This is a genomic window from Chryseobacterium sp. C3, assembly GCF_014218905.1.
Lineage (GTDB): Bacteria > Bacteroidota > Bacteroidia > Flavobacteriales > Weeksellaceae > Chryseobacterium > Chryseobacterium mucoviscidosis.
On sequence record NZ_JACLCU010000008.1, the window covers coordinates 187,631 to 210,322 of the forward strand.

Below are 22,692 nucleotides of genomic sequence, written 5' to 3' on the forward strand. Positions count from 1 at the left end.
CTTATTAACAAATGTTTGAGACCGCTTAACAGGATTAATATAAATATTCATCTTACATTTGTGAAAACAAAAATAAATCGGTTCTTTTTAATTATTAAAATTTATACTCATGAAAAATTTAAAAATTTCAGCATTATTAGCTGTTTTGGCATTTTCTCCGTTTTTTGCAAATACACTTCCGACTGACAATAATCCGGTTGTAAGAATTCTTGCAGACGTTACATGGAAATCAGAATCTATTGATGTTGGGAATATTCCTCAGGGAAAACCAAAAACCATCAGATTCGAATTTACAAATACTTCAAAGAAGCCTATCATTATCGAAAATGTAGCGCCTTCTTGCGGATGTACAACTGCGGATTATACAAAAACGCCTATTCTTCCGGGTAAAAAAGGATTTGTAGAAGCTAGCTACAACGCTGCTGCAGCGGGTCCGTTCATGAAAACAGTAAATGTTACCACAAGCGACAGCAAAACTCCAAAGACTCTTTCTTTTAAAGGTACAGTTGTTGCTTCTTAATCTGAATAAATTTAATCTTGTTCAATATAAAAACAGCCCGACAATTTCTGTCGGGCTGTTTTTGATTTAAAATCTGTTTAAACTAATTTCAGAATTAGCTACAAAAGGCGCAAAAGACAATGTTAAAGCGTTAAAGCTAATTTCAATAATATTCAAAGCGCTCAAAAGAATAAAAATCAAAGATTTTTAAAAACTATTGTGAACTTTTTCATTTATAATGATCAGCTTTAAATAAAAGTTTAGTCATCTTTTGTACCTTTTGTGGTTAAATAAAAAGTTTGAACAGGCTCAACTTCTAACGGTGCGAAACAATAATTTTTCTGCTCATTTCTTCAGAATCTGTATTAATTTTCAACAAATAATTTCCTTCAGGAATTCCCGAAACATTAATTTCAATACGGTTGGAGATTGGTTTTTCTGACGAACTGTAAATCACTCTTCCGCTCATATCCATTAACTGATACTTTATATTTCCGGATATTCTGCTTTCAAATTCTACATACACAAACTGGCTTGCCGGAATTGGATAAATCTTAATTCCTTTGTCGGAAACCACATTCGATGTTCCCAAAGTTGAGCATACTGCATTCGCTTTTTGAGAATTTTTAATCACATCCACTTTCTGATTTCCTGTAACGTAATAATCCAGTTCCGAAGTAATCATCAGACTCGTACTTGCGCCAAGCCAATCCTGAAGAAGAGAAGCGAAAATCTGCCGGTAATCATATCTTCTTTGATTTTGGTTGTAGTAATAACTTGTCTGGTTGGTAAACACAGGATGATCTCCCAAAATTCCTGCGGCAGCAGCGTTTCCTACCACAAAAAATGGAGCAAGATCTCCATGATCGGTTCCCACACTTCCGTTTTCGCGAACCTGTCTTCCGAATTCACTGAAAGTAACCGTCATTATTTTATCTGCAATTCCCAACTGCTGAATATCTGCCTGAAAAGCGGCAACAGAATTGGAAATATCTGCCAATAGATTCGCGTGGGTTCCCAAATGCGTACTTCCCGTCTGTACCTGACTCACATGGGTATCGAATCCGCTTAAATTCACTTGGAAAATCTTGGTCTTGCTGCCTCCTTTAATCATTCTTGCCACTGTTTTCAGTTGTTTTCCAAGAGACGAATTAGGATAAGTAGTGGTTGAATTGTTTCCGGCGTTGAAAACCTGCATCACGCGGTCATAATACGCATCCATACTCGTGGCGACTCCTTTTATATAGTTGAGAAGATCATTATACTCAGAATTCATTAAATTCAAATTGCTGAAAACACTCGACTGAAATCCGGTCATGTTGTATTCGATATTTTTCTCAGTCGTGTGCTCATAAAACAGACACGGATTGAGATTTCCCATCTGTATAGCAAGCGGATCAGGATTCAGTGTTGTCGGATTTCCGGCAAGTCCAGGATACAGCGCACCAAGATACCTTCCGAAAATACCGTCGAGAAGATCCGAGTTTGTAGTTCCGTCTTTCCCTGCAAACATTAAATTTTCTGACCGGAAATGCGAATAATTCGGATTCGGATAGCCGACTCCGTTCATTAAAAGCAGTTTTCCGGAATCATACAGATTTTTAAAACCTGTCATAGAAGGATTAAGACCTACAAGTTTACCCGAAGATACCGTGCTGTCTAACGGAATATAACTTCCTGTTCCTGAACTTTCAATTTTTATATTGGGACGCAATGCGGCATAGGTACTGTACTGGCTGATCGGGATTACCGTATTCAGTCCGTCATTGGCTCCTGCAAGTCTCAGAATAACCAAAGAGCGATCGTTAACCGTATCACAGTTCAGTTGAAAATCCAAAAACTGATTCATAAACCTCGAAGGCATTCCGTTAAGATAAAACGGAGCTCCGACTCCCGCAAGAGATATTAATTTTAAAAAATCTTTTCTGTTCATGATCTTAAATTATTTGGAATTCTGGAGATTTAATGATGGCTTTTACCAGTCTGTCAATAGGGATCTTTACACTATTGGCATTTCCTGTACTGAGGTAGTTATTCCATTCATTCTGCCAGTTGATGGTACTTAAATTATTCAGAAAAACACCTTTAAAATAATCATAACGGGTGCCGTCCGGAACTTCCACAAACATCATCTGGAGAAATTCTGTAACCAGTGTATCTGCATTGGCAGGATTTGAAAAATATCCGCTGTCTTTTACAAAAGATGCATTGTTCAGTTTAAAGGTAAAGCCATTATAGGTAAGACCGTTGATGAGATAATCTATTGTATTGTTGTACCGTATTCTCAGAGATGATGTTGTGATCCAGTTTTTATCGTAATTTGGGCTGCTGTAATATCCCGCATATCCGTTTACTGACTGCGGATTAAAAACAGGCATTCCCATATTCGAAGAATAATTATTCACCACGTTCATCAGACTGTGTATTGCCGAAGGATTTGTATTGTAAAGCGGAATCTGAAGATTCAGCAGAGAAAACATATGGAGATAAAGCTCAACCGGATTTCTTACAATGTTTCCAATCGTCTGATCTCCCGTAATACTGTCTTCCTCATCATAAAAATGTTTACTTTTAAGAAGCGTGGTGAGAGCAGGAATAATATTGTAATTGTCTGCTTTCAGAGATGCTGCCAAAGGAACAATGATGTCGTTTTCGATCTCGGAGGTAATTAATCTTCCCACAAAATAACGATACATTCTTCTGCAATACGCTTTTGCCGTTTCATCCTGATTAAAAACCATGTTAATGAAATTCTGAAGCTCAGCTTTAATCGTTGCGTCTGTATTTCCTCCCGAAATTGCCTGATTTCCGAAAGCTGACGAAAAAGTTTTGGTTCCTGTATCGTGCGTATTTACTTTTACCTGACCTGTCGGAATATTCGTTGCCGGATCCAGAGATGTAAGTCTTGCCGTTTTATCAAGATGTACCGATGAAGTCAGGGAGAATCCTGTTAAAACTCTTGCTGCCTGTTGTACATCTGTTTCCGTGTAATTGGTATAATTTCCCGTAGCAATCTGCGGTCCTTTTAAAATCGTAAACAATTCCAGAAATTCCCTTGCATAATTTTGATTGGGACTTGTGCTCAGATTCACATTATTATTCAGGAAAACAAGCATTCTCGGATTTTGTGTTATTCTGAAAGCCAGTTCTTTAAGACTTCCATTCGCATGAAACCTGAGAAGCTCTTTATAATCATAATTCGTCCAGAAAGAAGCATTATCATCCGTTACAAAAAGAACATGAAGAAAATAAGCAATCTTGTGTTGTGCAGAAGGATCCTTCAAAGCACTGTAAAGCCACCAGTAAAGATCGTTTCTCACGCTGTTTGCCGTACTTTGGGTATCGGTAATCGTAGGATTTGCCGCTGTCGGGACAATTGTTTCACCCACGTTATTCAGCGGAGAAGGCGGAACAGGATTACTGAACGTAAATAATTCTGCAAGTGCCTGTTGCGGAGTTTTGGTCGCAAAATCCAGAACTTTAGCCTTTGTAATGTTGTAAGTGGTGCGTCTGAGAAGATGATAAGCATTCGAAAATCCCAGAACTGTGGTTTTAGGAGTAAGACTTGGCATAATTATGCTTTATTTTGAACAAATGTACAATTTTAATGAACTAAATGTAATTTTTTAAACCAATTATAAAGATTAAATTTAATATATATTGAAAATGTTTCATTTTTCGTTTTGTTTGAGAGACTTCAGTATTCTGTCTGATTATTCTATATCCTGCATAGCTTTTTACTCTGCCAAAACAAATATTTATAGTAAATTTACTACGTAACGTAATCTGTTAAAACTAAATTATGAATCTTTATACACAGCCGATGCTTCGTGAAGGAGCTTTAAAAGATAAAGTAGCCATTGTAACAGGAGGAGGAAGCGGTCTCGGTAAGGCAATGACCAAATATTTTCTTGAATTAGGCGCAAAAGTAGTCATCACGTCCAGAAATCTCGAAAAACTACAGGGAACTGCAAAAGAACTGGAAGAAGAAACAGGCGGAAAAGTTCTTTGCGTAGCATGTGACGTAAGAAACTGGGATGAGGTAGAAGCTATGAAGGAAGCAACGCTAAAAGAATTCGGAAAAATTGATATTCTGTTAAATAATGCAGCCGGAAATTTTATTTCACCAACAGAAAGATTAACACATTCTGCATTTGATTCTATTTTGGATATTGTATTAAAAGGAACGAAAAACTGTACCCTTTCTATCGGAAAACACTGGATTGATTCCAAAACTTCGGGAACGGTATTAAATATCGTAACGACTTATGCATGGACAGGTTCTGCTTATGTGGTTCCGTCCGCTTGCGCAAAAGCAGGCGTTTTGGCAATGACGAGATCTTTGGCGGTGGAATGGGCAAAATACGGAATCCGTTTCAATGCCATTGCTCCGGGACCATTTCCTACAAAAGGAGCATGGGACAGATTGCTTCCGGGAAACTTGCAGGAAAAATTTGACATGAGAAAGAAAGTTCCTTTAAGAAGAGTAGGAGAACATCAGGAACTGGCAAACCTTGCGGCTTATTTAGTTTCAGATTATTCAGCTTATATGAATGGTGAAGTCGTAACCATCGATGGTGGAGAATGGTTGCAGGGAGCAGGTGAATTTAATATGTTGGAAGATATTCCGCAGGAAATGTGGGATGCTCTGGAAGCGATGATTAAAGCTAAAAAATCAAATTAAATTTTAGATTTTAATGTTTTCACTGTCATTCTGATCGGAACGAAGTGGAGTGAAGAATCTCCAAAAAAGAATATTTAGATTCCTCCTTCGTCAGAATGACAATGTGTATAAAAATTTATTTGGATAGACTTTATTTATCATGCTTGGATTTTAACCACGAAGAGCACTAAAGATTTCATAAGGAACACAATATTTGTGAGCTTTGTGGATAACCTTAGTGTACGTTGTGGTAAAAAATAATAATGATTACAGTGAGCAACATTTAATTATAACATATTGCGGATAATCAGAAAAATTTAAATTGTTTTCTAATTTAAAAAGAAAAAAATCCTTTAAATAAAGCAAAAAGTAGATTCTCAATGGGGAATCTACTTTTTTTATTTGGGTGATTTTACGGTTGAAATTTAGGTGAATTACTGAGACAACTCATCACAGGCGATGATACATTTGCAGTATCAATTTTTAATAACCTAAACAACCAAACATGGAAACATTAAAGTCGGTGTTGGAAGCGAACCACACCAAGAAAACAAAAAGTGAATTAATTGATTTATTAACAGGACTGGAAAAATCTTTAAGTCCTGCAGTCTACGAAAAAGTATCGGGTATTGAAACTTCCGAGCTTTCTTCCCTTTCCAACAAAGAATTGGTAAGCATTATTGAAGACTTCAAGAAAAATTACGATGAGAAGTGGGAAAAATCTTTCGCAGCCGTTTCTTCGGAAGTGATGAAAATGATGGCAGGAAGAATGGCGGCAGACGATCAGGTTTTCAAAACTTCAGGAGCCGAAAGTGCAGATTTTGCAGCAGAATTGGGAAGCATTGATTTTGCAACCATCATCGGAGGTCCGTTGGATGCGTGTGTAAAAGCACAGTCGAATGCATCAATCAGCACAGTAAATTTCATCAAAGAAGTAGGATTCGAGCAGGATGGAAGCGACAGCAAACTTCGTATGGCGGAATTCAAGTACAAAAAAATGGGACCAAACCCTGATTTTGATCCGGCAGAACCCGAAAGTTCTACCAACCCGAAAGAGACAATGAACGATGTTGAAATTTCAGTTCCTTTCATTGCATTACTAAATGTTCCGAGCTTCAGAATTGAAACCTGCGAAGTGGATTTCAATGTAAAATTAAATTCTACTTACACCAAAGATGTAAGCGATGAATTCGGGATCACTGCAGGAGCTTCAGGAGGTTTCGGACCTGTGAAATTCAAGGTGGATGTTTCTTACAAAAGAACTTCAGCCACAGGAATTAAAGTGGAAAAAGAATATTCTCTGGGCGTAAAAGTAAGAGCAACCAACGACGAAATGCCTGCAGGATTGGAAAAAGTTTTAGGATTACTTGCACAATAAAAACCCTTTACGAGAAATGATTAAATTATCAGATTACCTGGATTATCTCAACAACGAGATAATTCAGGCTCGTAAAAAAGCAGACGAAAATGCGGTAATGATCGCAAAAGAATATGCTAAACACGAGTATTTAAAGTTTTTTAAAGTTCCAAGATATTCGCTTCCGAGTGTAAAGATGGATATTCCCATCAAGATCACAGATATTGATGCAGATTCGAAGTACAATTTCAAGTACAGCGAAGATCAGCTTGTGGAAGATGTTAACAAAAAAATCCGCCTTGTCAATAAAGAGAAAAACCTCAATATGACGGAGATCAGCAAAAAACAGCTTCAGACCAAAGAATTTACCAGTCTTTTTAAAGCACTTGAAACCGGAGACCAGAAATTTGGTAAAAAACCTTCTGTGGAATTGCTTAAAGTTGATCTCAGACAGAATGTTAAAAGTTTAAATTCAGGAATTTTTCACGTGCAGGAAGGAAACGGCGAAGAGGAAGTGAACGAGCTGAAAGAAATTTTTAGTAATGCTTTGCTGAACAGATTCAGCCTCGTGAATTCTAAAATCAATAACATCTACATCGATCCCAATACCAACTCTGCGGAAGACAAAGACAAACTTTTCGTCAATCTTCATGTGGAAATGGAAGACGAAGGAATCAGAATCGTCTCTTTTAAAGACAAAGACGGCAAAGAAGTCGAACAGATAATTTTTGAGTAATGCAGGAACTCGTTCATCATACGATACAGAAAATTCAGGAATTGCTTGAGCATTTTAATAAAGTTCAGGAGCTTTATCTGTCGAAGTCTTTCGATTTTGATGCGCAGTTTGAGGAATTTCTCTATGAATTTTTAGATTACCTGAAAACAAAAGGAAATACCACTTACGAATCTGAAGTTTTAAAGGTTATGAACATGATTTCCACTGTAAAAAGAGGGTTTAATCCTGTTCAGATGGAAAAAATAACTTCGGGAAAACGTGAGCTGACTTGGGGATTTTCATTCAGTGCAATGGAAAGTGTCCACAAATTTTTAATGGAAATGTACACCAAAGAGCAGAAAAAACTGGATGAAGCAGAAGAAATTTTATCAGGATTAATAGTTTCTCTCTATCAAAACGGGATACTGAACGACGAAATCGTGAAAAGTCTCGCCAATGTACCAAAAATTGAAGACTTCTGGAATTCTTTAATCAAACAAAACACTCAGATTACCGGAATCAATAAAAAACTCAGATTACAGATGATTTCGGAAGACATTTACCTGCTTCTTGAAAAAGTTCTTTTAAAATTAAACTAATCTGTAATAATTTAAAATCTCTGTGTTCTTAGTTAAGTGAAATCGAAGATTCGACGTAGTCAAACACCTTTGTGAGCCTTAAAAGCAATTAGTTGTAAAAAAAACTTAGTGCCCTTTGTATTAAAATTAAAAGGCGAATAATAGATTTAAAAACAAAACCCATGGAAAATGAAAGATACATTGTTGTTCTCGAAGATCAGCATAAAAATTCCCTCAAAAAAATTGAAAATGAATTTGATGTAAACATTACCTCATCAGAATTTCTTTCCGCAGAAAACCGAGCCTATGATGTTATTGATGAAGATAACGGAGTTCTCTACAAAAATCTGGGTGTTCTTGTGGTTGAAAATATGGATGAAGCACAGTTGAAAAGCGCTGTGAAAAACGATTCTAACCCGATCGTTTATTTTGAAAAAGAAAGACATTTTTTTTCGGCGGATGAACTCTCCATCATCAGTGAACTGAAAAAACAGTCCGCAGAGATTGCAGACAAAATCACCGAGCTGGAAAAATACATTATAAATAAACCGTTACCGCAGAAACCTTTAGTAGAAATGGAATGGGGACTCAAAGCTTTGGGTCTCGGAAATTCACTGTACACAGGGAAAGGTATTGATATCTGTATTCTGGATACAGGTATTGAACTTTCTCATCCCGATTTTTTCGGAAAAAATATTGAAGGGAAATCCTTTATTGCCGGAGAAGACTGGAGCCGCGATCCCAACGGTCACGGAACACACTGTGCAGGAGTTGCAACAGGAAACATTCGGCTGGATAACGGAAAAAGATATGGAATCGCAAAAGACGCCAATTTAAAAATTGCAAAAGTGCTTTCCGATGCCGGAAAAGGAACCACAAGCAGCGTTATTGATGCCATAGATTGGGCAATTACAAAGAAATTCAGAATTCTGTCCCTTTCACTCGCTTCTCCGGTTCTGCTTAATGAAGCACCTTCTCCGCTTTTTGAAACCGTGGGTGCAAGAGCTTTGGAAAACAACTGCATCATTATTGCAGCAGCAGGAAACGACAGCAACAGACCCGCTGTTCCCAAACCTGTTTCCATGCCTGCAAACTCCATGTCGGTAATGGCAGTCGGAGCAATTGACGGACAGATGAAAGTAGCTAAATTTTCCAACGCAGGCTTAAATCCTTCAACCGGAGGAAACGTCAATATCTGCGCTCCCGGAGTCGATATCATCAGTTCTTATCCCAAAAATTCTAAGAATAAAACCGGCAATTATTACGCAATGAGCGGAACAAGCATGGCAACACCGCATGTTTCAGGGCTTATTGCCTTATATATGGAACAGTTTCCCGAAAAATCGGCAAAAGAAATCTGGGAACTCGTAGAAATGAAGGCAAAACCCATCGAAGGTTTGAAATACAGAGACATCGGAAACGGACTTATACAGATATAATGATGAAAACATACTTAGCAGTTCTCAAAAAAAATACAGATATCGGACAGCTTGAAAAAGAACTGAAAAAAAACAATGTAAAATTGTCTGCCCACTATAAAACCATCGGAGTCGTAAAACTCGAAAGCGAAAAGCCGGTTTCAGATAAAGATTTTGAGCAGTATTTCCTTTCTGTGGAAGAAGACAAAGAAATTTAACAAGATAAATGAAGACATCAGACTTTTCTGCCCGGAGAAGTCTTATTTTTGTTTACTTTGTTAAATTAAAAATAGTAATATGAACTTCAAAATTCCAACCCTTGTTTCTGCGCTTGCCGTGATGTTCTTTTCACAGTCTGCATTGGCTCAGGAAGCCTCGAAATACAGCTACGTAGAAGCTTTCAAACCATTTTTCTATACACAGACAGGTACGCCTACAAGATCCGCAAGCGGACAGCCGGGACACGCCTACTGGCAAAATTCGGCGAGTTACAATCTCGATGTAAGCCTTAACGAAGCCAAAAACGAACTTACAGGAACTGCAGAAATCACCTATACCAACAACAGTCCTGATAAAATAGGATTTTTATGGCTGCAGCTCGACCAGAATTTATTTGCAAAAGACTCAAGAGGAAATGCAGTCGTACCGACTTCGGGAAGCCGCAACGGAGCGCACGGTGAGGAATTTGACGGCGGTTACAAAATAAAATCCGTAAAACTGGACGGTAAAGACGTAAAATATACCATTACCGATACCAGAATGCAGATCGATCTTCCTGCTGAACTGAAAGCGATGGGAGGAGTCGCAAAAATTAAGATTGAATATTCTTTCCTTTCTCCAAAGTACGGTTCCGACAGAATGGGAATTCAGGATACGAAAAACGGAAAAATCTTTACGATAGCACAATGGTATCCGAGAATGTGTGTGTATGATGATGTCATGGGATGGAATACGCTGCCTTATCTCGGTGCTTCGGAATTTTATCTGGAATATGGAGATATTACCGCAAACATTACCGTTCCTGCCAATCATTATGTGGTGGCTTCAGGAGAATTACTGAATTCAAAAGAAGTGTATTCCAAAGAAGAAATCAGCCGGTGGGATCAGGCAAAAAACAGCGATAAAACAGTGATGATCCGTTCTGAATCTGAATTAGGAAAAAATAATTCCTCAGGAACAAAAACATGGAAATTTAAAATCAATCAGGCAAGAGATTTTGCATGGGCTTCGTCTCCGGCATTTATTCTGGATGCAGCAAAAATCAACCTTCCGAGCGGGAAAAAATCTTTGGCAATCTCTGCTTATCCTGTAGAAAGTGTGGGGAAAGAGGCATGGAGCAGATCTACAGAATACACAAAAGCGGCGATTGAGCATTACTCTGCAAAATGGTACGAATACACGTATCCGGCTGCAACCAACGTAGCAGGAAACGAAGGCGGAATGGAATATCCGGGAATTGTTTTCTGCCATATGGACTCCAAAAGCGGCGATCTTTGGGGCGTTACAGATCATGAATTCGGGCACAACTGGTTCCCGATGATTGTGGGTTCCAACGAAAGATTATTTGCTTGGATGGATGAAGGATTTAATACATTCATCAACGAGCTTTCTACGGAAGCGTTCAATAAAGGTGAGTATTACGAAAAGAAAAATATTGCGCAGATGAGCGGATATATTATGAGTGACGGTTTTGAACCCATCATGGTAGGTCCGGATAATATGAAAGAAAACAGCATCGGAGCTTTGGCGTATTTCAAACCGGGAATGGGACTGCAAATCTTAAGAGAATCTATTTTAGGGCCTGAAAAATTCGACAAGGCATTCAGAACCTATGTTGAAAGATGGGCTTTCAAACATCCTACACCTTGGGATTTTTTCCACACGATGGAAAATGTGTCGGGTGAAGAGCTGAACTGGTTCTGGAGAGGCTGGTTCATCAACAAATGGAAAATCGATCAGGGTATTAAAAATGTAAAATACGTTAACGGAGACTTTAAAAACGGAGCCCAGATCACGGTTGAAAATATCGGACAATTACCAATGCCGACCAACGTTCAGGTTAAATTTAAAGACGGAACGCAGCAAATGGTAAAACTGCCGATCGAGGTCTGGAAAAGAAATGCAGAATGGACATTCAGAATCAATTCTACAAAAGAAATCGATCAGGTGAAACTGGATCCGAATTCAGAGATTCCGGATGTGGATTCTAAAAATAACACCTGGAGTTCCGCTGATGCAAAACCGACGGAAAAAGTAAATCTTAAAGAATTTACGGGAACTTTCGGAAGCAAGGATCTTCCGATGAAAATTGTATTTACAGAGAAAAACAACCAGCTTTTTGCTCAGGCAACAGGACAGCAGGAATTTCCTCTGGAATATACCGGGAACAATACGTTCAGTCTGGAAATGATGCAGATTTCTTTAGTCTTCAGTCAGGATAAAAAATCATTTTCCTTTAAGCAGAGCGGAAGAGAATTTAAATTTAATAAAGAATAATTTTAATCTTTTTAACCATTAAGTTCTAAATTAAGAAGTTAAGTTTTATTAAGGAAAATCAAGATTTTCAATCTTAAAGAATGGTAAACATAATTTGACCTTAACTCCTTAAATGAAATCTTAATGGTTCTATTTTTACCATATCAAGCTCCGGAAAATACTCCGGAGTTTTTTGTTTTTAAATTGAATTTAATATTAAAATGCATAATTCTAAAGACTTTTTTAAGGAGAAACCTTACTTTTGTTACTTGGTTAATTAAAATAGATGATTATGAATTACAGATTTTCAATCGTGTTCCTGATGGTTTTTGCATTGGGATTTTCGCAGAATCTTAAGGTGATGAGTTTTAATATCAGACTGAATGTAGATTCGGATAAAGAAAATTCGTGGACGAACAGGAAACAGGATGTTGCAGATTTGTTGACGTATTATCATCCGGATTATTTTGGCGTTCAGGAAGCGTTGCCGGATCAGATGAAGGATATAAAAAACGGATTTAAAAACTATGATTATGTAGGAGTGGGAAGGGACGACGGAAAAGAAAAAGGTGAATTTTCGGCTATTTTTTATGATACAGAGAGATTGCAGGTTTTAAAATCGGATACGTTCTGGCTTTCGGAAACTCCTGAAAAACCTTCAAAAGGATGGGATGCCGCATTGAACAGAATTTGTACCTACGCTGTTTTCAGGGATAAAAAATCTAAAAAAGAATTCATGGCACTGAATCTACATTTCGATCACATCGGAAATGTAGCAAGAGTGAAGTCTTCAGAATTAATTTTAAAGAAAATCAAAGAAATCAATCCTAAAAATTTACCGGTAACTGTGAGCGGAGATTTTAATTTAACGGAAGATTCGGAGCCGATAAAAATTATGTCGCAGAATATGCAGGACAGTTTCTATCATTCAGAAACAAAACATTACGGTCCGAAAGGGACTTTTACAGGCTTCAATGTAAATGAAATTCCGCAGGACAGGATTGATTATATTTTCGTGAAAGGTTTTAAGATCAAATCTCACAGACACATCAACGACAGAAGAGAAAATCTACTGTATCCATCGGATCACTTTCCGGTTTTGGTGGATTTAATGTTTTAAAATGGCTTTAGTCAAATATTTAAGATAATAAATGATTTCTGCTTAATTGTAAGCTGTCAAAAAATAATACAAACGGTAATAATTATATTGCCGTTTTTTGTTACTTTTATGTTAAATAAAATACTTATTATAAAAAGATTTTAATGAAAAAGCTTGTTTTGGGTGTATTGTTTTTAGTTTCATGGCAATTTTCCGCGCAGGAATTGTATATGCCGAGAAATATTAAAAAAGCATACGAAAACGGAACCCGTGATTTGTCGGGCGCTCCGGGTAAAAATTACTGGCAGAATAAAGGGATTTATAATGTTGAGGTAAAGGTAGATGCCAATTCTAAGGTGGTTTCGGGAAAGGAAACCATCGTCTATACCAACAACAGCCCGAATGATCTGAATGATCTTGCCATAAGATTTGTTAATAATCTTCATAAACCACAGGCTCCGAGATCGGGCGTTGTTTCCAAAGATTTTCTTTCTTCGGGGTTGCATATTAAATCATTTGCTGTAAATGGTGAAAAATATAACGTAAACAGCGACGATTGGGGAACTGTTGAAAAAATAAAGCTGAATTCAGCCTTAAAATCCAAAGCAAAAGCTGAAATTAAAATAGAGTGGGAGTATCCTTTATCTGTACAAAGCGGAAGAGAAGGACAGATAGATCCTGAAACATTTTATGTAGCTTATTCTTTCCCGAGAGTCTCTGTTTATGATGATTACAATGGATGGGATATGCTTCCGCATTCCGACAGGCAGGAGTTTTATAATGATTTCAACGATTACAGTTTTGCCATAACTGCGCCTAAAAATTATGTAGTCTGGGCAACCGGAGATTTCCTGAATCCCGATGCCGTTCTTCAGTCTGAGTATTTAAAAAGATATAAGTCTTCATTAAAAAGCGACAAAGTTATTCACATTGCGACTGAGCAAGAAATGAAGTCCGGAAAAGTGACAAAGCAGAATAAATGGAATACGTGGAAATTTAAAGCCAGTCATATCACCGATTTCTGTTTTGCTTTAAGCAATCATTATGTTTGGGATGCGGCAAGTGTACAGCTTAAAACGAAAAGAGCAAGTGTTCAGGCAGGTTACAAAGCAGATGCAAAAGATTTTGAGCATTATGTGGAATGGATGCAGTATAATCTCGACTGGTTTTCTAAAAACTGGCCCGGAGTGGAATATCCTTACAATGCAATGACCGCAATTCAGGGGTTTGCAGACATGGAATATCCGATGATGATTAACGATACCAGTATTCCGGATGATTTTCAGGATGCGAGATTAACGGCAGATCACGAAATTGCACATACCTATTTTCCTTTTTACATGGGCATCAACGAAACCCGTTATGCTTTTATGGATGAAGGATGGGCGACAACGCTGGAATATTTAATCGGAATTGATGAAAACGGTGAAGCAAAAGCAAAAGAATTTTATAAAAATTTCAGGGTAAAAAGATGGATCAATGATCCTTCTGCGGAACAGGATCAGCCAATTATTACGATGAGTACTCAGGTAAGCGGAGCAGGGTACGGAAACAATTCTTATGTAAAAGCATCCCTTTCTTATCTGGCTTTAAAAGATTATCTGGGAGATGATCTGTTTAAAAAAGCATTACATCATTATATGAACAACTGGAACGGAAAACATCCGATTCCGTGGGATTATTTTAATTCTATGAATACAGGTTCGGGAAAAAATCTGAACTGGTTCTTTAATAACTGGTTTTACACCAATAATTATATCGACCTGAAAGTGTCTTCAGCATCTCAGATGAATGATCTTCTGACGGTAAATGTAGATAATGTGGGCGGTTTTGCCATCCCTTTTGATGCGGAAATCGGCTATGAAGACGGAACTGTGGAGAAGCTTCATTTTTCGCCATCGGTCTGGGAAAAAGATCAGAAAAAAACAATGCTTACGGTTCCGATTACCAAAAAAGTAAAATCGGTAAATCTTGATGGTGGTATCTTTATGGATTATACACCGAAAGACAATACTAAAACATTATAAACAAATTCCGGCTGTTTCAGAGAAACAGCCGGAATCATTTGTATTAAAATTAACAATAAAGATTAGTATAGTCTTAGTCCTGATCTTGCTCCGTTAGAAGCTACAACAGACTGCATTCTGGTTTTTTGTCCTGCGGAGAACATAAACATGGCAGCATCATCCACATAATCCATGTAATTCATGAACATTACAGATCTCTGTACGCCGCTGCAGGTATTGTAAAGAGGGTAGCTTGGTTTTCCTGTGTTAGCTGTTGTTTGCGTAGGTGTATCGCTTACAAGGTCGTTTCCACAGTTCGCATCTCCCCAGATGTGTCTTAAGTTCAAGTAGTGTCCTACTTCGTGGGTGGCTGTTCTTCCAAGATTAAATGGAGAAGAGGCGCCGGTTTTACCAAAATAAGGAGCGGCAATTACCACACCATCATTCCATAATCCGGAAGATTCAGGGAAAGTCGCATAGCCAAGAACCTGTCCCATATTTCCTACCGTCCAGATGTTTAGATAATTAGAAGGACTTGTTGCGTCAATTCCTCCGGTAGATGCTTTCTTCATGGCATCATTGGTACCCCAGCTTGTTTTGGTAGTAGATTTTCTCACCACATTTGCCAGTCTGAATCTTACTTTCACATCACCTGCTTTTACCCCCTGAAATTCGGAAGGAATTTTTGAAACGTCGGTGTTTGTTCCTGCATAATCCGCATTAAGAACTGCAATTTGTTCTGCAATACGAGCGTCAGAAACATTTTCAGCAGTTGTTCTGTATAAGACATTTACCACTACCGGAATTTCAACAGTACCATCGGATAATACTTTCCCCAGCTTCATGTCATTTTCAAATCTTTCGGTTTTAGCTTCAATTTCAGAATATTTCTGTCTCAGCTCCGAACTGTTTTTCAATGCCACTTTTCGGATTTCTTCAGAAGCACATCCTCTTTGCAGTGCGGTTCCGGAAATTGCAGGCGTGTTTTCAGATTCTTCGGTCTGGTTAGAAACGTTGTCGCTGTTACAAGCAGAAAGGAAACTCAGCATAAGAGCTCCGAACATTAGTTTTTTCATAAAAATACAATATTTTGTTTCGGAGATGAAATTATACTATTTGAAGTAATTATGCAAGTATTTCACCTTATAGTTGAATTATTTTATTATTCAATAAATAGTAATTTCCAATATATGTTGCTGTATTTTTATTTAAACGGTATTTTTGTTGATTATTTAAAACTATTATTGAGTAATGCTTGAGTGTTGATTCTAACCTGCAAAACCGTTTTTAATGGCAAAAACGGCAAGACCAACCCGCGTTTTAAGATCTAATTTATCACAAAGCTGATCTCTGTAGCTTTCTACCGTTCTCGGGCTGCAGCACATTTTATCCGCAATTTCTTTATAGCTGAGTTCTGTAACGGTGTATTTTAAAAACTCTTTCTCGCGGTCGGAAATTTTCACATTATTGGCTGCATCTTCATTATTCATATTGGAAAAAATGATCTTGGAAGCCCATTCCGGATAAAAAAAACCGTCATTGTTAAGTTTCGTCAATGCATTCTCCAGTTCCTTTGGATGAGTATTTTTCAGTAAATAACCTTTAGCTCCGTTCCGGATCATTTTAATAACGCTTTTATCGTCGCCCTGCATGCTTAAAGCCATTACTTTAATGTTCGGATGATGTTCCTTAAGCCAGAGTACCGTTTCAAAACCATCCATAATCGGCATACTAATGTCAAGTAGGATGATATCCGGAATTTTGCTGTTATTTTCGAATTTCTGGATGAGGTCTTTTCCGTTTTCGGCAACGTAGATTACTTCAAACTCCGGAAAATTATCAATAATTCCTTCCAAAGCTTTTGCGATAAGTACATGATCGTCTACAATTACTATCGTTTTTTTCATGGCTGTCTTTTTAAAATAATGTTGAGCGTAGTTCCCAAATTTTTCTGACTTTCGAGGCAAAAATCTGCCCCGATAATTTCGGCTCTGTTTTTCATATTGGTAAGCCCGATTCCGTTGGATTTGATGCTGGACTGATCGAAACCAACCCCGTCATCTTTAATATTCAGCTCCCAAAGTAACTCCTGAGAAGTATTCAGATTGATGAAAATATTTTTACAGTCTGAATGTTTGATGCTGTTCTGAATAAATTCCTGAGTAATTCTCAATAATACGTTTTTATGCACAAAGCTGAGATCCAGTTGGTTAAAATTATGCTGAAAATCGACATGACATTTTTTAAACGCATTGGTATTGTCTACTTCTTCCTGAATTAAAGTTACGATTTCCTTTTGATTAATGTTGTCGTCCGTTAATGTTTTTGAAAGGCTCCTGAGATCGTGAAGCGACTGATTGATGATCTGTGAAACCTGCTCAATTCTTTCGCTTACCTCCGGAACTTTATTCTCATACAAAAGCTGCTGTGTGTAAAGGCTCACTAACGTTAATTTCTGCCCGATATTATCATGAAGTTCGCGCCCGATCTGCTGCATCGTTGCCTGCTGAATTTCGAGCTGCGTTGCTAACAATTCTTTCTGGTGAATTTCGTTTTTTATTTCAATCTCATTCAGATATTCTTTCTTGCGCTGTTTGTATTTGCGGATATAAACCATCACTGCAGCTACAAACAATACAAAAAAGATATTGAATAGAATTAACGTTACTAAGAGTTCTGTTTTCCCCATATGAATGAAATTGAGAATAAAAGATACATGACGATTCCTGAAAGTAAAAAGTAGGAAAAATAAATATTATAGATTTCTTTATAATTTCTGATAAATGGAAAAAAAGTCCAGAATGGAAGTGTACCTATATAGAATAATGTAACCCCCAAATTGATGTAAAACATAGGGTTTTTGTTAAAATTCAGAATATTGGACGAATTAATTTGTTTATAATATTCCATAATCACAAGGATCATTAAAATTAAACAACCTAAAGTGTAATTAATTGAAAACATTACATTATCTGTATCTAAAATAAATTCACTTGGAATAAATGATAAAAGATAAATAGCAGATAATGCTAAAAATGTTTTCTGTTTTTCAAAAGATTTTGCAGCATACAGCCAAAAGAAAAATATAAACTGTACAGGAATAACAAAATAATTATAAAAGGCTTGTTTATTATAGTCTATAAAATTTTCTCCCCACTTTCCAATACATTCACAAAGGAATATAAATATTAAATAAAATACAAAGTATTTCCAATACTGATTTTTAATTTGCTTATAATAACAAACAGAGATTAAGGCAGCTATGCCTTCACTCCAGAATAAAGATTCATATATAAATTTTTGGAAATCGGTCATTGTATTTAATTAATATTTCTTTTTTTAGATTAAAATGATTCTGTAACCGTGTTGTTGGGAGGAATAAGATGACCATGATTCTGACAGACTACCTCTCCCTGCAAACCAGAATTTCTTGCCGAAGCCATCGCCAAAAACTCACCGCTTCCGCTTGCGCTTAAAGGATTGAAATCATAGCAGAGTTTATCTCCGTTTTCGTCTTCCTGTTTCATGGTGGGAACCAAGACTAAAGTGTGCCTTTGTGCATATTCTGTTCCGATCGGAGTTCCCGACATGATGTTCCAGTCCTGCTCTTTAGGATAAGCCGCATAATAAAATCGTATTCCCAAATCCTGATCTGTAACTCGGGAATCGTTTTTCAATGCTTCATTTTCAATGTCTGAAATAAATTTTTTCAGCGTAGCCAGATCAAAATGAATGGAATGGGCATCATCAAATCCTAAATTTTGGTTTATACACGCCAGCTGATTTTTTCTGTAGTTCTCTACAAGAGTTCTGATCAAATCGCAATGAAGGGTGTTGGGATTAGAAATTGATTCGGCAGATTCAAATTCTAAGTTGTCTAAATTTGGTCTTGTTTCCATAAAGCTAGTTTTAAAAGGTGAAAGGTTAGTTGGTATTGCAAATCTCGTAAAATTTTAAAGTAATACGACACGGTTTTTTCCTGATTATTTATGGGGTTTTTACGGATTGTAAATTTTAATTAAAATTATAAAGATTTTGGATAGATTTGCAGCGATTATTAAATTCATTAATCGTAAACAATAAATTATCAAATGAAAAGACAGACTATCGCATTACTTTGCATAGCAATATTTAGTGTTTCATGCGCTAAGAAAGATGAAAATGCAGCGGATGGCAAATACACGGATGATCAGAAAGCTTCTTATTACATAGGTCTGAGTATTGCCCAAAACATGAAACAGGAAGGCTTCAAAGTAGATGCCGATCTTTTGGCTCAGGCTATTAAAGAAGAAATGAATGGAGGAAAAAAGCTGATGCCGGCTGAAGAAATGGAAGCTTTTATGCAGGAGTTTATGCAGAAACAACATGAAAAAAAGCAGGCAGCAGCAGGCGTAAAGGCAGATGAAAATAAGAAAAAAGGTCTGGATTTTCTTGCCAAAAATAAAAGCAATCCTAAAGTGAAGACCACGGCTTCCGGTTTACAGTATGAAGTCTTGCAGGAAGGTGATGGTAAAACAAAACCAAAAGCGTCTGATATTGTACAGGTAAAATATACCGGAAAACTTCTGGATGGAACTGTTTTCGACTCTACCGACAAAAACGGTGGCGCACCAATGGATATTAATCTGGGCGCAGTAATCAAAGGATGGACAGAAGGTATACAGTTGATGAGCAAAGGATCGAAATACAGATTTTACATTCCTTCAGAGCTGGCTTATGGAGACAATGGAGCCGGACCAATTCCTGCTGGAGCGACGATTATTTTTGATGTAGAATTGGTGGATATAAAATAGATTGTAACTTGGGCAACAGTGAGATTTGCCTATTTTACATCTGATATACTACAAATAAAATTTCCGCAGATTTTTTGGTCTGCGGAAATTCTTCAAAAATAATATATATGAAAAAAACTACTTATAAATCGGTCGGTCTGAAAACCAGACCTGTCTCTTCGAAATAATCTAAAGTGATTCTGTCTCCATCACTTACCGTTCCTGCCAGAATCTCTCTTGATAATTTGTTGAGAACTTCCTGCTGAATGACTCTTTTCAGAGGTCTTGCTCCGAACGCAGGATCATACCCTTTATTCATCAGATAATCTACAGCATCCTGAGTTGCCGTCATAATGATATTTCTTTTCGAAAGCATTTCATTAAATCCTCTCAGTTGATAGGTAACGATTTTTCCGATTTCCTTTTTTCTTAAAGGCTGGAATAATACAACCTCATCAATTCTGTTTAAAAATTCCGGACGTAACGTCTGTTTCAATAAATCAAAGACCTCATCTTTTGCCTCTTCCAGTGTTTCCGGACTAATATTATCATCCTTGTCACGCAGAGCGGAGTCGAAACGCTCCTGAATTAAATGTGAACCTAAATTCGAAGTCATAATAATGATCGAATTTTTGAAATTCACCACTCTTCCTTTGTTATCTGTTAGTCTTCCGTCGTCTAAAACCTGTAACAATGTGTTGAAAACATCAGGATGCGCTTTTTCAATTTCGTCTAAAAGAACCACAGAATACGGTCTTCTTCTCACGGCTTCCGTTAATTGCCCGCCTTCATCATAACCCACATATCCCGGAGGAGCACCCACTAATCTCGAAACACTGTGACGCTCCTGATATTCACTCATATCAATTCTCGTCATATTGTTTTCATCATCAAATAAAAACTCCGCTAAAGCTTTTGCCAGCTCGGTTTTTCCGACTCCCGTTGTTCCTAAGAATAAGAAAGATCCGATTGGTTTTTTATCATCACTCAATCCCGCTCTGTTTCTTCGGATCGCATCCGCAACAGCGGTAATCGCCTCGTCCTGTCCAACCACTCTGTGATGCAGTTCGGTTTCCAGATTCAATAACTTTTCTCTTTCAGACTGAAGCAGTTTCGTAACAGGAATTCCGGTCCATTTAGCAATCACTTCAGAGATGTTTTCAGAAGTTACTTCTTCTTTAATTAACTCATTCTGATGATTTTGCATTTCGATTTCAAGCTTTTTCAGCTCTTCCTCTTTTTCACGCAGTTTTCCGTATTGGATTTCCGCTACATTTGCGTAATCTCCTGCTCTTGAAGCTCTTTCTGCCTCTAACTTCAGAGATTCTATATCTTTTTTAATCTGCGTTAAATCTTCAGATTTTTGCTTTTCTTTCAGCCATTTGGCGTTAATTTCATTTCTCTGTTCAGAAATCTTCGCAATATCTTCTTTTAAATGGTCGATTTTCGTCTGGTTTCCTTCTCTTGAAATCGCAGCCAGTTCAATTTCCATCTGCATTAATTTTCTGTCTAAAACGTCCAGCTCTTCCGGTTTCGAATTGATCTCCATTCTCAATTTTGCTGAAGCTTCATCAATTAAATCAATCGCCTTATCCGGTAAAAATCGGTCCGAAATATATCTCTGCGACATTTCCACTGCTGCAATAATCGCCTCATCTTTGATTCTTACTTTGTGGTGCGCTTCATACTTATCTTTAATTCCACGAAGAATTGAAATTGCCGATTCTGTATCCGGTTCTTCCACCATTACCTTCTGGAAACGTCTTTCTAAGGCTTTATCTTTTTCAAAATACTTCTGATATTCATTTAAAGTCGTTGCTCCAATCGCTCTTAATTCTCCTCTTGCTAAAGCTGGTTTCAAAATATTTGCAGCGTCCATCGCTCCTTCACCGCCTCCGGCTCCCACCAAAGTGTGGATTTCGTCGATGAAAAGAATAATCTGTCCTTCCGATTTAATAACTTCATTCACCACGGATTTCAGACGCTCTTCAAACTCACCTTTGTATTTTGCACCGGCAATCAAAGCGCCCATATCCAGTGAATATAATGTTTTATCCATCAGGTTTTCGGGAACATCACCGCTGATAATTCTGTGGGCGATCCCTTCCGCGATCGCCGTTTTACCAACGCCGGGTTCACCAATCAGGATCGGGTTGTTTTTTGTTCTTCTGGAAAGAATCTGCAACACTCTTCGGATTTCTTCATCACGTCCGATTACAGGATCTAATTTTCCTTCCGCCGCTAATTCGTTGAAGTTTTTAGCGTATTTATTTAAAGACTGATACGTTTCTTCCGAACTTGCAGAAGTGGCTTTCGAGCCTTTTCTTAATTCTTTAATTCCGCCTTCCAGAAGACTCTTGGTAACACCCATATCTTTCAGCATTTTTGAAACTTCTGAATTCGTTTCCAATAAGGAAAGCCATAAATGTTCAATTGTTACATATTCGTCGCCCATTTTTTTAGCACTGTTGGGCGCATCAAGCAAAACTTTATTTGCTGATTGTGATAGGTAAATATTGCCTCCCTGAACTTTAGGGAGCTTCTCTAAATTTTCGCGGTTTCGCTCTCTTACCAAAGCTGCATCTGCTTCAGATTTTTTTAATAAGAAAGGCGATATATTTTCATCTACCTGAAAAATACCTTCCAGTAAATGTTGAGGTTCGATCTGTTGGTTGCCAAATTCCATTGCCACCTGTTGTGCAGCCTGAATTGCTTCCTGAGATTTTACGGTATATTGATTTAAATTCATATTTTGTATATTTTTGATTCTTTAGTTTTTAGTTTTTAGTTTCCAATTTTAGATTTTAGACATCAGATTTCAGACCATAAGAGTCAAGTAAATGTTAATTTTTTAATCAGATTTTCTAATTTCTGATGCCCTTAATCTTTATTTAATCATTTAATTCGGGTACATTATCGCAAAAAGTATTCTATTGTTGAATTTTTAAAAATATTGGACAAAATTTCCGAAATCTTTATTTTTAATCTGTTTTGGAAAGACAAAATTTCCGATTCGTAGAATTTAAGTGAAAATTATCGGAAGAACCGTCAGATTGGGTTGAATCTCAAAATACGTCTAACCTTATTTTTTTGATTGGATCATTAAGATT

19 protein-coding genes are annotated in these 22,692 nt (G+C 37.2%); 11 read left to right on the top strand and 8 right to left on the bottom strand.

Annotated elements, in window-relative coordinates:
• Positions 1-109: 109 nt before the first annotated feature.
• Positions 110-520, top strand: coding sequence for a DUF1573 domain-containing protein (locus tag H6W53_RS17895; RefSeq protein WP_076395107.1), 411 nt, complete (start codon positions 110-112; stop codon positions 518-520).
• A 295-nt stretch (positions 521-815) separates the two neighbouring features.
• On the opposite strand, the gene H6W53_RS17900 is transcribed toward H6W53_RS17895, so the two are convergent.
• Positions 816-2,432 carry a DUF1501 domain-containing protein gene (locus tag H6W53_RS17900; RefSeq protein ID WP_185208724.1) on the bottom strand — a complete coding sequence of 539 codons (1,617 nt, stop codon included), beginning with the start codon at positions 2,430-2,432 and terminating at the stop codon, positions 816-818.
• A 4-nt stretch (positions 2,433-2,436) separates the two neighbouring features.
• Positions 2,437-4,071 carry a DUF1800 family protein gene (locus H6W53_RS17905; RefSeq protein ID WP_185208726.1) on the bottom strand — a complete coding sequence of 545 codons (1,635 nt, stop codon included), beginning with the start codon at positions 4,069-4,071 and terminating at the stop codon, positions 2,437-2,439.
• A gap of 230 nt (positions 4,072-4,301) precedes the next feature.
• Here H6W53_RS17905 and H6W53_RS17910 point away from each other — a divergent pair, with 230 nt between their 5' ends.
• From H6W53_RS17910 to H6W53_RS17950, 9 genes are all read left to right on the top strand, one after another.
• Positions 4,302-5,183, top strand: a complete 882-nt coding sequence (locus H6W53_RS17910; RefSeq protein WP_185208728.1) for an SDR family oxidoreductase — start codon at positions 4,302-4,304, stop codon at positions 5,181-5,183.
• A gap of 484 nt (positions 5,184-5,667) precedes the next feature.
• Positions 5,668-6,540, top strand: a complete 873-nt coding sequence (locus H6W53_RS17915) for a DUF2589 domain-containing protein (RefSeq protein ID WP_228457828.1) — start codon at positions 5,668-5,670, stop codon at positions 6,538-6,540.
• A 16-nt stretch (positions 6,541-6,556) separates the two neighbouring features.
• Complete coding sequence (locus H6W53_RS17920) at positions 6,557-7,255, top strand: hypothetical protein (protein ID WP_185208730.1); 699 nt, start codon at positions 6,557-6,559, stop codon at positions 7,253-7,255.
• Positions 7,255-7,833 (top strand): hypothetical protein, encoded by a 579-nt coding sequence (locus H6W53_RS17925; protein ID WP_185208732.1) that lies wholly within the window; start codon positions 7,255-7,257, stop codon positions 7,831-7,833. Before H6W53_RS17920 ends, H6W53_RS17925 begins: the two co-directional genes overlap by 1 nt.
• Positions 7,834-7,994: 161 nt before the next feature.
• Complete coding sequence (locus H6W53_RS17930) at positions 7,995-9,251, top strand: S8 family peptidase (protein ID WP_185208734.1); 1,257 nt, start codon at positions 7,995-7,997, stop codon at positions 9,249-9,251.
• A gap of 2 nt (positions 9,252-9,253) precedes the next feature.
• Positions 9,254-9,448 (top strand): hypothetical protein, encoded by a 195-nt coding sequence (locus H6W53_RS17935; protein ID WP_185208736.1) that lies wholly within the window; start codon positions 9,254-9,256, stop codon positions 9,446-9,448.
• 79 nt (positions 9,449-9,527) lie between these two features.
• A complete protein-coding gene (locus H6W53_RS17940) occupies positions 9,528-11,726 on the top strand; it encodes a M1 family metallopeptidase (protein WP_185208738.1) in 2,199 nt (732 codons plus the stop codon).
• A 271-nt stretch (positions 11,727-11,997) separates the two neighbouring features.
• Complete coding sequence (locus H6W53_RS17945; RefSeq protein ID WP_185208740.1) at positions 11,998-12,825, top strand: endonuclease/exonuclease/phosphatase family protein; 828 nt, start codon at positions 11,998-12,000, stop codon at positions 12,823-12,825.
• Between the two features lie 143 nt (positions 12,826-12,968).
• Positions 12,969-14,831: a M1 family metallopeptidase gene (locus H6W53_RS17950; protein WP_185208742.1), complete on the top strand. Its 1,863-nt coding sequence runs from the start codon at positions 12,969-12,971 to the stop codon at positions 14,829-14,831.
• Between the two features lie 62 nt (positions 14,832-14,893).
• Here H6W53_RS17950 and H6W53_RS17955 read toward each other — a convergent pair whose 3' ends face one another.
• From H6W53_RS17955 to H6W53_RS17975, 5 genes are all read right to left on the bottom strand, one after another.
• The gene (locus tag H6W53_RS17955; RefSeq protein ID WP_185208745.1) at positions 14,894-15,886 is read right to left on the bottom strand and encodes a zinc metalloprotease; all 993 of its coding nucleotides are present in this window, start codon (positions 15,884-15,886) and stop codon (positions 14,894-14,896) included.
• A 192-nt stretch (positions 15,887-16,078) separates the two neighbouring features.
• Positions 16,079-16,717, bottom strand: coding sequence for a response regulator transcription factor (locus tag H6W53_RS17960; RefSeq protein ID WP_185208747.1), 639 nt, complete (start codon positions 16,715-16,717; stop codon positions 16,079-16,081).
• Complete coding sequence (locus H6W53_RS17965) at positions 16,714-17,499, bottom strand: sensor histidine kinase (RefSeq protein WP_185208749.1); 786 nt, start codon at positions 17,497-17,499, stop codon at positions 16,714-16,716. Before H6W53_RS17965 ends, H6W53_RS17960 begins: the two co-directional genes overlap by 4 nt.
• Positions 17,478-18,125, bottom strand: coding sequence for a hypothetical protein (locus H6W53_RS17970; protein WP_185208751.1), 648 nt, complete (start codon positions 18,123-18,125; stop codon positions 17,478-17,480). The genes H6W53_RS17965 and H6W53_RS17970 overlap by 22 nt, the downstream gene beginning before the upstream one ends.
• A gap of 29 nt (positions 18,126-18,154) precedes the next feature.
• Positions 18,155-18,709, bottom strand: a complete 555-nt coding sequence (locus H6W53_RS17975; protein WP_185208753.1) for a hypothetical protein — start codon at positions 18,707-18,709, stop codon at positions 18,155-18,157.
• A 192-nt stretch (positions 18,710-18,901) separates the two neighbouring features.
• Between H6W53_RS17975 and H6W53_RS17980 the strand changes: the two genes are divergently transcribed.
• Entirely contained in the window at positions 18,902-19,603 is a 702-nt protein-coding gene (locus H6W53_RS17980) for an FKBP-type peptidyl-prolyl cis-trans isomerase (protein ID WP_185208756.1), read from the top strand.
• Between the two features lie 121 nt (positions 19,604-19,724).
• Here the strand turns inward: H6W53_RS17980 and clpB are convergent, their stop codons facing one another.
• Positions 19,725-22,331 carry an ATP-dependent chaperone ClpB gene (gene clpB / locus H6W53_RS17985; protein ID WP_185208758.1) on the bottom strand — a complete coding sequence of 869 codons (2,607 nt, stop codon included), beginning with the start codon at positions 22,329-22,331 and terminating at the stop codon, positions 19,725-19,727.
• Between the last annotated feature and the right edge of the window lie 361 nt (positions 22,332-22,692).